Origin of the sequence: Pseudomonas sp. BF-R-30, from assembly GCF_019956175.1 — a bacterium.
GTDB classification, from domain to species: Bacteria; Pseudomonadota; Gammaproteobacteria; order Pseudomonadales; family Pseudomonadaceae; genus Aquipseudomonas; species Aquipseudomonas jessenii.
This window is the reverse complement of the sequence record NZ_JAHBDE010000003.1, coordinates 124,251-135,764: the sequence shown is the minus strand read 5'-3', so window position 1 is coordinate 135,764 and position 11,514 is coordinate 124,251. Positions and strand designations below refer to the sequence as shown.

The following is an 11,514-nucleotide window of genomic DNA, read 5'->3' as shown; positions in this document are numbered from 1 at the left end:
ACTCCCTTGATTTGAGCCAGTGATGAATTTTTTATTTTGGATCCCATGGAATGTCAATACCTGGGATGGTTGGCCCAGGTTCGACAATTTGTCGGACTATAACTCGCTGTACAGTACACCTTGTCGACTGCTTTATTTTGTCAGCGTAAGCTTGGCCATATTTCCACTGTTGCACTCTATTTCGTGCTACGTCTTTGTAGTGAAGACCAACAGCAATAGCATGTCCGCCATATAATATTTTATTACCCGCTGAGTCAAACATTGCCCAGTTCACTGCGAATGTTCGGGGGGTTCCAACATCAAATATTGGATCAGTTCTTTGCATGTTGGCTAAATAAGCAGCTCCAAACTCAATAGTTCCATCAGTTTTAAATCCGAACCAAGATGGACCTCTCCAATGATAGTGGTCCGGCTCCCAATCCTCGAAGTTCCACTTCCACGCGAAACCATCAACTTCTATACCTACGCACATGAACATTTCACAAACCTTCCCAGCAACCATTTCTGTGCTCATGTTCGAATTCTCCTTAGAAGAAGGCCAGCTATAGCTGGGGTTGGTCGGTCTTAAGATGTAGATATACTCTATATTCCATACTTCCCTAGAAAAGTAATAGCATACGCATGCTGGCGGAATACCCTGCAAGAATATAGCTCAATGATGTTTTTTTACTCGCTCGTGCTGTAAAGCGCTACATGCGCCGAATTGGATTTCATTACCGCGGCCTTATTTGTGGTCAATCAATGGGGTTATGGCTGTAGTGGCTATGCTCTTAGGCACTGCGCAGCTTTTGTTGTTCATAGTAGTTTGAAACTCACAGTCGTCAATCTCGCACGCTAAAATATTTTGCAATAAGTTACTCTGCGTATAATTATAATGGGTGTTACAAAAGGTAGCATGAGTGAGAATTTCATACCGTTTATAGAGGGACGATCACTGCGAATCCACACCTGAATGTGTTAAAAGCGCCATCACGGAATGAGGGGCGACGCATCCATCTATTTCGTTAGCTGAGCCGAAATATTTTTGAAGGTAATTGTAAGAGCATCACTTAAATCGAACGCCTTGAGGGAGGACTCATTTAGTAGAGCTCGCAGCCAGGGCATCACCATTTGAACTAGATGTGCTGCGGCAAAAGACTAAATTTAATTGTACACATAACGAGCAATGCGCAGCGCTATCCAGTTATAACTGTCGAGGTTTCTGGGCTAATTTCTAAAACCATCGGCACGCCAGAACTCGAGATGATGCCCTTACGGCTTCGGACGGGACTGTCCGTTTTTGGCGTTGTTGCCTGTGGCGAAGGACGGGGACCGACCCGTTGCAGACATTCGTTTTGGTGGGGTTTAGTCCGCGAGCAGCGCGCGTCGGCCTAGAATTGTTAGGTGCCGGGCCGGATGGACTCAAGCATTGCATCGTACTGGGCGCGATAGGCTGCGTAATGTTGCCTCGTAGTGACTATGTTTAGCGAGACGTATGCATTGCCAGTCTGAAGGCACGAAACGACATAATAGGTGGGTCGGCTCTCGCCGGGCCAAGTGCCCTCAAACTCTTGAGTCTTGCCTGAGGCTTGAGCGGCCTGAAATACACGCGGCCCTGAGATAGCCCTATAGAAATCCTCGACAGTCGAGAAGCGATAATCGCAGAACTCGTCCAGTGAGCCGTCGGCTTTTGCGTAAGCAGTGGCCGTAATTGCAGCGAGGTCGTCTGTTGCTACCAACTGGAACGTCTCTGTCCCAGCGTTGCGCGTGAAAATTGCTGGAGCGTCCAGCGAAAAGACGTTGTTGCCAAAGACGTGGTGAGTGGTTGCAGGCGAAGCTGCCGCAGCTCCTGCCGTAAAGATTCCAATAAGTAGTTTCTTAAGCATCCGTCACTCCTAATGTTGGACATAACCGGCGCCGGAGCGCAGCGGAGGGAGCCCAAAAGCGTAGCATTTGGGCGTCCGGTTGATGGACTTTTTAGGTGTCGTGCTAAGAAGAAAAAGAGGACCAGAATTTATTCTAGTTGCTCTAAACGTCCGCTCCTGGCCGTTTTCTGCCTATCAAGACGGGCCGAAACCGGCCAGAAGCGGCCCTTCACGACTGGTTAAAATCCTTGTTGCATAGGGCTAACAGGACATGCTCATAGATTTTAATAGACTCAACCACATAAACCTTGAGTTGATTTCCTATCAGCCCGCCCCACGAGCATGCCTTGAGCTTTGATCGTAACCCTCGGGACATATGGGATATTTTCTATCTTTTTCCGAATAAGCTCGCGAGCAACGTGGACACTCTGGTTGTCCACGCAGACCAGAGTCGACCTATTCGTCGTCCAGGTCTCCTGGTCGGAGCCTAATGATCGTCGCACATTCACCGTCTAGCCTAACCGATACCCCATCCGGGCTAACGCTTCCTACCACCGTTCCGTAGGATTCTTCCCAAGGCCGGCGCTGCACTACCTTTTCTCTCGGTATGCTGACGCGTTTACCGTGTCGAAACTTACTGACGTCCATAGACTTCCTGAGTGACAAAAAGAAACAGTGCTCATCCTAACCCAGCAATGTGGAGGTATCGAAGGGTGAGAGAGTGTGATGCTTCAGCAAAAAATCAAGCAAACTCCCCGCGCTTCGGGTGTCTGGCATTGTCGCTGCTATCCTTGATGCTTGTTTTCGAAAGGAGTCGACACCATGCCAAACGATTACTCGCTGTCAGACGTACTAGAAAGGATCTACCACAACCAACTGGCCCTGGAGGCTGCCCTGATGGAGCTTACGCTTTGGGTTGAGCAACGGGGCTCGGAGGATGTTGGGGGCAATGTCCGCGGGGCGCTGGAAACGATTGGTGAAAATGCAGGCCATATTGCACAAGGTTTGGCTCGCCTAAAGAAACGGGATATCGGTTAACAGATGATCGACATGCAAAATTTCCTATACAGATTTCGACCCATATCCCGACTACTTGGAGACGAGGCCAGGCCTGGAGAGCTTGAAAATACAGAAATATACTTTGCACCACCCGACCAACTAAATGACCCTCTCGAAGGCTATTTAGAGATATTTTGGTCAGGCGATATAATCGTTTGGAAAAACTTATTCAAACATTATTTGTTCTGCCTTACCCACCGTGCTCTCGACCTCTACATCTTCGGAGAAAAGCCAACTCTCAACAAGACGGTAACAATACCAGACAGCCTTAGCGTCGCCAATGAAGAGGGTCGCAAACTACTTGACAGCGTATACGAGCTCTTCTTCTCAAACCATTTAATGGCCGAATATATAGAATGCCTAACTACTCGACAGATTTATCGAGACGAACTATCAGCGCATCTATTTAGCTTGCACCAGAACATGCTTTATTGCGTGCATAGAGCATTCGAAGCAAATAACATGCCTTGGCCGGGACTGAGCTTTCTGACGAATTTCGAAAAAGACAGAGAGAGTTTTTTCAAAAATACCGCAATACCATTCTTAAAAGACCGAGCAACGCAGGCTCATCGAGTAGAGGATGATGTTTTCACACGGACTGTATTTAACACTAACCAAATGTGGCTACAAAAACAGTACCAAGCGGCTGAAAACAAGAAAAAAGTTTCAGGCAACATGGACTTCCTTCTAGTGGGATTTCCCTCTGCGTTTCTCCAAGCATTAGAAACCCTCACCTATCCAAATTGGTACACAGCGTGCTTTATGACCAACTGCGAAAACTCCTCCATCTGGGGGAGTTACGGAGATAATCACAAAGGCGTTTGCTTAAAATTTAGAGTCGAAACAAGCAACAAAACTTTCAAAATAAAATTACTTGCTCCTGTCGGAACCGGAAGCGAGGGAATAATAAAACAACAAAAAAACATTGAATTCAGAAAAGTTATTTACAATGCAGAGCACTTACCTATCAATTTTTTTGAATCTCTAGGGAATGCCAGCACTAGCTCGCTCGAGAAATTCTGGTATTGCGACGAGCTTGGAAATATTAGCAATTCGATAGACTGGCTTCAAAACATGAATGAGCAGACACGCGACGCACACTGGAAATCATTTTATGACGCAACTTCTTCAAAGCTCAAAGTCTGGGAACACGAAAACGAATACAGGCTCATCCTCCACCCGAGTTCATACAATTTACAAAACGCATCAGATCGGACCCTAAAATACAACTTCAAAAGTCTTGAGGGCATAATATTTGGAGTTAAGACTTCGGACAGTGACAAGATAGCTATAATGCAAAAAATCAAGAAGCTTTGCGATGTTCACAGTCGTAGCACATTCAGGTTCTTCCAAGCAAGATTTGATCAAGTCGACAAGACGATAAATTATTATGAGCTGAACGAAATAAAGTTGTGAGAACAACCGTATCAAACTCCACATAAAAATTCGTCGAAGGTGACAATGTAATGAAATACGACAAAACAATAATTTCAAAAATTGCGGGTATTGAAAACTGGGAAGAATTTGAAGAGTTTGTGAAAAAGTTGTACTCCAAGAGCAGCACCGCCATTCAAGTCGAGCGCAATTTTAGGTCCAAAGGCGCGTCAGGACGAAATCGTGAAGTCGACGTGCGCGTGACATTTGGTTTTAACCCACACATCATTACGCTTGGTATTGAGTGCAAATATTGGGCTCAAAAAGTTGATGGCGACATAATTGATATTGCTGTGGCCAAAAAGGAAGATTTAAAACTCGACAAGTATGCCGTCATAACAACTGTGGGCTTTGAGGCCGGCGCAGAAATTTATGCAAAAAGTAAAGGAGTAGACCTATTCATAATTCGCCCATCAAATGACGATGATTTCGGCTACACCGGACGAATAATTAAATTTAAAATCCATATGCATGGCTCACGACCTGTGGACATAAATCTAGGTGGGGTGTTAATTGCAGAGCAAGGATTCGAGTGCCAAGCTATAAACCTTCTGAAATCGAAGATCTCAAATATAGAAATAAAACAAAATGAAATGGATTTTGACGCTGATTTAGATTTGTACCGTTATACCAAAGAAGAGTTACCTGACGGTGCTATGATTTTCACCAGACAAAAATTTGTAAAGAACCTATCGCAACTATTACTTGAAACCTGGCAAGCTCAAGATACAAAGTTTTGGACAAACAATCCATGCAGCTTTGCAAACAAAATAATATTCAAGGAGCCCACAGCAATATTTTTATCAGGGTGTACTCCCTACCTAATAAACGAAATCAACTTCAACATGCATTATTTACGGCTTGAAAGTGGGCTCGAGATTGATAGGGGTAAACAATACCCGATAATATTAGAGAACATTATTGAAAGGGCTATTACACCTCTAAGTGCGTCCTGCACGGAAGATGCAACTGAGTTTACAATGTGCGAATCAATGCCCAAGCAAGAAGTTGACCTATCCAATATCCCAGATGGCGTCGTAGGGCGTGGAGGGGTATTAATTACTATGCGACTTGGTAACCCCATGACGATTTCAAGCGATGATCCGACCACAACATACTATGAGTTTGTTATCCACGAAGGCGAACCTAAATGGCTACCAATCGATACAGCATCACTAACAATCACGCCATTAATAGCTAATCCTTAATTATTGGTGAAACCTCAGTGAGAGTAATGACACCCGCAAGCTGAACATTGCGATCGAGAATATGAATGTCGCTGCCTGGCTTTGGGTTCATAATCTTAACTACTTCTCTACGTTGCACCTCGCTGCCGCCGATGAAGAGATTTCCGGCGAGCCATGCCGCTTTACCGACAGATATAGCCTGACGACGCTCTACTGCTATCCTGCGCATACATATAGAGGGCACGGTTGATGAAGCTCCCTGAGAACCTAGCAAGCCTCCACAATGGCGAAGAATCCCTTTGGATAAAGGCCATCGAGATCATCGAGCAGGACCAAGACTTATCTGCCCATGTCGACCTGATTGAACGGGCAATGAATTTGATTCAGTTCTTCGTCCGTGAACATGTAGCCGATGGCTCTGACCAGGAAACAATCCAACTGTTCGGTATCCGCTTGTTCAACGGCCTGGCGTCTGCGTTTCGTTTGATAACAGGAGGTTACTTCCAGACAGCAGCCATGATTCAGCGCGACCTACTAGAAACGGTATTCCTGATCACCTATCTACGAATTCACCCCGAGAAAATCACCACATGGCGTATGGCGGACGAGAAAACGCGCCAGAAGGTGTTTGGTCCTGCTCCGATTCGGATTGCTCTGGATAAACACGAAGGCTTCACCGAAAAGAAACGTGAAGCTGCGTACAAGCAGTTTTGCGAACTCGCTGCTCACCCGACTTACAAGGGATTTCAGATGTTAGCGCCCAAAGGATTGGGCGCGCACTGCGGTCCGTTCTTGGATCAGCCAACGCTGAAGGCTTTAATTGAGGAACACGTGAAGCTGGCGCTTCAGGCTGGTGAGGCGTTCACAGTCTTTTTCCCCACAAACGCCTTGGCTGATGTGAAGAACAAGCTGCATTTCATGGAAGGCTCAGTCGAATGGGTAAAACGCTATTACAAAAAGACTTTTTACAAGTCAGAGCTTGCGGACCTGCGAAACCTTCTTGACAAAATTCAGGAGTCTAATTTGGATCAACCTTCGGAGTAATAGAGGATAAATGCGTAGCCACTCACAAGTTCTGCTGTAGCCAACGCCGATCCTTGCCTACCCAGAATATTTGCCCGCTGACAGACACCCCTGTCGCGAGACCAGCGCTAGCGGGGATGACATCAAGGAGTGATCATGACGTCAATATCGTCTGCCATGGGTCGGATTCTGCCCCTCCCAACAGGCATAAATCGGCCAATAGCGGTCAATCAGGACGTGGCCGTTAGCCTAGTGCCCAACGGTTTGAATTTATTGGCGTACTTGCGTTGGAGAAGGTTATCTGACTTATGGAGTGGTTAGGCGATGGAGGCCGGGGTAATTTGCCAAGTCAGAAAGGCTGTTTCAGGCGTCTCAAAAAGGGTGTTGTGCTATTCCTAGACACCGCTTTACCCTCCACCAGCGTGAGAAGATAGGGTAGGATCCGTGAAGTGGAATCTTGACCATGGCATGGTCTTATAGACAGGTAGGATTAGACCGTGGATGCGCAGTAAGCCTCTTTCGAATACGTGTAGCACATTTAAAAGTTTAGGGAAAAATATGACAAATGCGCCTGCAATTGATGAAACAGATCCGCAGACGATTCTAATATCGGCTCTCGCTGATAGAGTTCCGCTAGTCGCTGTTTTAGGGCAAAACTTTGGCTGGACAAACTCCGAAGGCGATCCCGTCCTTAAGCAGACGTTGCGGAAGTCTGGAAGAGAGGGTGACGGTTGGAATGACCTGATTTCCAGAGAGTCAGTCGAAAGTCTTCTGTACACTTGGGTCGCTGAAAGATACTCCCGTAGATCCCCTTCTGAGGGTATGTTACGCGTTGCAGATATTGCGTTCAGTGCTATATATACATCGTCGATAGATTCAACCCTATCAAATTTATTCAGTACAAATGGCAGGCAACCAGAGGCCATATTAGTGGGCACCCCTGCCCCTACTGAAATTCGCAGTGCCCGCAGACCTCCAATTTTCTATCTTTATGGACGGGCTGGTGTTGGCGTACCAGAGCTGGATCCGCCAAGAAATAAAAAAGAACTAGCGGTGCGACGAGCAAAACATACGTCTTCCATGCTGCTAAACTTGACGGAAAGTGCAACTGCACTTGGGCTGATACTGATAGATGGCTATCAACCGGACCAAGATTGGTTTCGAGCTGAAGACTTATTGAGTTCCCTTTCCACCGCGCCAAAGTCCGGAGTTATTTGGTATGGACAGTCACCAAAATTCTTAAATGAGGATGATCAAGAGTATTTTGATGGCTTGGTTGAAGCGGGAGTAATTGTTCGTGATGAGCGGACGCTCGGTGAAGCTTATACTGTTGCGTTGTATAACGGTTTATTGCAGGTCGAGCAACACTGGGACGACCCGGAGCTAATTACTTTAAGCACAGGTGAGGACTTCATCGTAAGCCCCCGCCTACGACTGGTAACAGAGGCAATTGCATCTATTGTAGATAATTCCTGGACTGGCTTTTTACAACCGTTTTCAGAAAACTTGAAGCGAGTAGCATTTCAGAGTTTTCATGGTGCCAACATTGGAGAAAAGGCTCTAGTTGAAGGAGTCAGGCGAGGATTCGCTTTTGAACGAAATTTTGAAACTGTATTGCGTGGAAAGGTAACTAAAGCACTTAATCGTCATCACGAACAAAAAGACGCCATAATTATTCATGGGCAATCTGGAGTTGGTAAGACCATTGCCTTGGGCCGTCTTGCTGTCACTGCAAGAGAGAAAGAAAAGGCGGCAGTTTTGATGGTGAGTGGCCAACGGATACCGCAGGCGGCTGAAATGGCGCCTTTCCTAGAAGCTATGGGCCGTACGACAGCAGTTACGCTTATATTGATCGATGCAAATTCTCCTCCTCACCGATATGACGAACTGCTGCAGGCGCTTAGAAGCAGCGGTCACAAAGTAGTTATTGTTGGCACCAGTTATAAAATCGAAACTAAAGCAAGCTATCACATACATGCACCCACCTCATTAACTAATGAGGAACAGGGGCTTTTGAATAGTCTTGCACGATCATTTTCGCAACTCGACTCAAAATTTGATGCCGCTTCTGATCACGCACTAGCTCGTTTTTACTGGAGCCTCCCAGATAGCCGAAGTGGAATAGCGGATGGTCTTAGTCGTGAAGTACGCTTGACTGAAACCTATCTTCGTATAAAGGGAGAAAAACCAAGGCCTCGCAAAAATTTAAGCTCTTTAGCTTTGGCGCTAGTTAAAGCTGGTTATGCAGAATCCACTACTAGTTTTTTTGACAATCAAATTTCTGAGGAGGCCGAGTACGAATCTCCCGCGGCGAGGGTAATTGACTATGTAATGGCAGTATCCCGATTGTACAGATCGGTCCCTATCAATCTTCTATTGAGAGCCGTAACCGCCTACAGTGGCAAAGACTCTGATGGAATCGACCTTGAACTTATACGCGATGTTTTCGAGGGCCAGGATATATTCCGCTGGCACTATGGCGGTCAAGATGAAAGCGAGTTATTAATTAGCTCGCGACTACAAATCGAAGCGGAACTGGTTTGCAACAGGCGATTGGGATCGCCTTCGACCGAAGCAAAATATATACTAGAACTGCTATCTAATGCCTATCGTGCGGGGTCAGAAGGTGGTGAAGAAGCGCACTTTGCCGTCGATATAGTTTACGCGATGGGCAGTGACGGACCGGTTGGTGAGCGCTATAAAGACAGTTATTTGGAGATAGCTCGCTGCCTTACAAATCTAAGAATTAAAAAAGGCGTTCTTAATGCAAGGCTAATGCTCCAAGAATCTGCTCTAAGAAGAGCGTATATCAGAACACATGATCATGAAATCGACATAGAGCTTAAGACACTAGTCTTGGCCGAAGCATCAAGTGCTGTAAATGATACGCTGTCTGCAATCGATAGTGAAAGCAGTTCAAAACTGTATGCCGCTAAGCGCACTAGAGAATTTTTGTTCACAGAGCGTGCAGCAACTTATGGTTTTCTGGCAATTGACAGCGCAGTTCGGGAAGATGAAGTTTGGGCGAGCTATTGTGCTGCCCGAGAAGCTGCGCGTATCGCTATAGGAAAAGCTTTCAGCTATCAGCCTTTAGATATCGCTCTATGGGTGCCAATTGGCGTACTAAAAAAAGCAACTAAACTCGATGATATACAAAAGGCTGAGTTGCAGGCAGATATTCGAGCCACTCTAGATGTTGTAGACCCCACAAGCTTAGGGCGCAAAGAAAAATCTTTATACGATAGGCAGAAGCTATTTGCCGCTGACATACTGGAAGACCAAGCTCTGAGTGATGAAGCATTTTTGTCCCTGGAGCAAAGCGGGTCCTCACTTGGGTATTATTTGCGGGCGAAGGCTATTGCCCCCATGCGCCCTGATAGTATAGAGGAAGTTACCGATGGCGATATTAAAAAAGCCACGGATGTTGCGGAATATCTTGAGTCAGCAAAAAAGAAAGTAGCTTTAGATGCTCGCGCAATACAGCTTTTAATATCAATGGAATGGCTTCGAGCTACTCGTCAATGGATTTTTCGAGGCTTTAGGCAACCCTTGCCTTACGAGCAAAAAACGCGCGAACGAATCAAATCTCTAATATTTGAGTTGCAGGCAGCGGAGGGGAATAATCTGCCCCCGCAGATGCGATACTTGGCAGCTGTTTTTATGTGGTTGTGTGGCGATGTAAGTGACGCCGTTAGAAGCTGGAGGGAGCTTGCTAGAGATACCGAATATATTGAATCAAAAAGGATTACTATCAGGCATACCGTTACTGACTCAAATGGGAAGCCTATCAGCTTCTCTGGACATATAGTCAGAGCATTAGCGCCTGGGCGCTGGTCGGTAAAAGTTGATGGTCTTGATCAAGACATTGATATGCAGGAGAGTGACTTTTCGACACGAGATTTTGCATTAGGTAAAACTGTGCGATCTTTTGCTATCAGCTTCAACTATAGAGGCCCGATCGCAGATACCTCCTACTGGAGGCATTCCTGATGAGTAGCTTTGAGAACATCTCGGACCTGACGGTTGAGCTTGCAACTAATATTCGAAATGGATTTGGCAGTGCGGAAGTTTTCCAGGAAATAACTGTCCCCCATCCTGCCCCCCCCAAAGATGAGCTTTACTTCTGCAGGTTAGTTGCGTGGGGTTATGTCTTTATAAATGAGGCATTCCCCGTAGCAGAAAAACAATTAACCGGTATATTGCGGTCGTCATTCCCCGAAAAATTTAGCTTACATAGCAAAACGAAAAACATAATAAATTATCTGCGTACACAACAGAGCCATAATTTGCCCCCCACTTCTAGAGAAAATGAAAAAAAAATTCGAGACATTGCAATTTGGCACGCGCAAAATAGTGGCGACCCGATAGACTGGAGCAAAGGATGTGATGCGCTTTTAGCAGAGTTAGTTAAAATCATTCAAAACTTAACCGCTGCTTGGAAATTTGCGACTGAAGACCCTGGCGATAGTGATCTGTTTCTAGAAAACTTTAAACTCGCTGTCAATAATGACTGGCCGCCTTACTATTTTGATGAGCTAATCAACAGATCTGCAGCGAAGATCGGTTTGATTGGGTTTGATGCAGCAGCTTTCAGACGCTCGGGCAAATACGTCGAGCAGTGGCGTGGATTAGTGGCTGTGTTTGAAGATCGAGAAAGCGCTACCGAGGCAATTAGTCGTGTAATTGATATGGAGCTTGAACGAACATTTGGAGCACACTAAACCTCATTAAAGCAGGCCTATTTAAATAGTTGAAAAAGCGCGCCCAGTGTCGCCGATTAGGGCATTGGGCGTAATTTTAGTGTGGCCTGACCGTCAAGTAGGGTAAAAATGACACTAACGGTAATCTTCAAGCTACGTACGAATCACCTCTAGTTTTTTGACGCATCCTACTTGCTGCTTTTGGCCGTTCTCCGTCGGTGATGTTTGCAAAGCGTACTGGTCAAATCTGATGCAATCGTTGGTCAA

Annotated in this window: 8 protein-coding genes; 6 read left to right on the top strand and 2 right to left on the bottom strand. The window is 45.9% G+C overall.

Features of this window, described 5'->3' with window-relative positions; translation table 11 throughout:
- Positions 1-31 precede the first annotated feature (31 nt).
- Entirely contained in the window at positions 32-514 is a 483-nt protein-coding gene (locus KGB20_RS02325; RefSeq protein ID WP_223531963.1) for a hypothetical protein, read from the bottom strand.
- An 865-nt stretch (positions 515-1,379) separates the two neighbouring features.
- A complete protein-coding gene (locus tag KGB20_RS02320) occupies positions 1,380-1,865 on the bottom strand; it encodes a hypothetical protein (protein WP_223531961.1) in 486 nt (161 codons plus the stop codon).
- 801 nt (positions 1,866-2,666) lie between these two features.
- Here KGB20_RS02320 and KGB20_RS02315 point away from each other — a divergent pair.
- The 6 genes from KGB20_RS02315 (at position 2,667) to KGB20_RS02290 (ending at position 11,268) form a co-directional block, all read left to right on the top strand.
- Positions 2,667-2,882 carry a hypothetical protein gene (locus KGB20_RS02315; RefSeq protein ID WP_223531959.1) on the top strand — a complete coding sequence of 72 codons (216 nt, stop codon included), beginning with the start codon at positions 2,667-2,669 and terminating at the stop codon, positions 2,880-2,882.
- 12 nt (positions 2,883-2,894) lie between these two features.
- On the top strand, positions 2,895-4,319 hold the full coding sequence (locus KGB20_RS02310) for a DUF2971 domain-containing protein (protein ID WP_223531957.1): 1,425 nt from the start codon (positions 2,895-2,897) through the stop codon (positions 4,317-4,319).
- Between the two features lie 50 nt (positions 4,320-4,369).
- On the top strand, positions 4,370-5,545 hold the full coding sequence (locus KGB20_RS02305; protein ID WP_223531956.1) for a restriction endonuclease: 1,176 nt from the start codon (positions 4,370-4,372) through the stop codon (positions 5,543-5,545).
- Positions 5,546-5,773: 228 nt separating this feature from the next.
- Entirely contained in the window at positions 5,774-6,568 is a 795-nt protein-coding gene (locus KGB20_RS02300) for a hypothetical protein (protein ID WP_223531955.1), read from the top strand.
- A 537-nt stretch (positions 6,569-7,105) separates the two neighbouring features.
- Positions 7,106-10,537 (top strand): hypothetical protein, encoded by a 3,432-nt coding sequence (locus KGB20_RS02295; RefSeq protein WP_223531953.1) that lies wholly within the window; start codon positions 7,106-7,108, stop codon positions 10,535-10,537.
- Complete coding sequence (locus tag KGB20_RS02290; protein ID WP_223531951.1) at positions 10,537-11,268, top strand: hypothetical protein; 732 nt, start codon at positions 10,537-10,539, stop codon at positions 11,266-11,268. Before KGB20_RS02295 ends, KGB20_RS02290 begins: the two co-directional genes overlap by 1 nt.
- Positions 11,269-11,514 lie beyond the last annotated feature (246 nt).

Bases quoted from the DNA above. Each gene is read 5' to 3' on its own strand.
- KGB20_RS02305 (WP_223531956.1), top strand. From the start codon at position 4,370: ATGAAATACGACAAAACAATAATTTCAAAAATTGCGGGTATTGAAAAC.
- KGB20_RS02310 (WP_223531957.1), top strand. From the start codon at position 2,895: ATGCAAAATTTCCTATACAGATTTCGACCCATATCCCGACTACTTGGA.
- KGB20_RS02295 (WP_223531953.1), top strand. From the start codon at position 7,106: ATGACAAATGCGCCTGCAATTGATGAAACAGATCCGCAGACGATTCTA.
- KGB20_RS02325 (WP_223531963.1), bottom strand. From the start codon at position 514: ATGAGCACAGAAATGGTTGCTGGGAAGGTTTGTGAAATGTTCATGTGC.
- KGB20_RS02290 (WP_223531951.1), top strand. From the start codon at position 10,537: ATGAGTAGCTTTGAGAACATCTCGGACCTGACGGTTGAGCTTGCAACT.
- KGB20_RS02320 (WP_223531961.1), bottom strand. From the start codon at position 1,865: ATGCTTAAGAAACTACTTATTGGAATCTTTACGGCAGGAGCTGCGGCA.
- KGB20_RS02315 (WP_223531959.1), top strand. From the start codon at position 2,667: ATGCCAAACGATTACTCGCTGTCAGACGTACTAGAAAGGATCTACCAC.
- KGB20_RS02300 (WP_223531955.1), top strand. From the start codon at position 5,774: ATGAAGCTCCCTGAGAACCTAGCAAGCCTCCACAATGGCGAAGAATCC.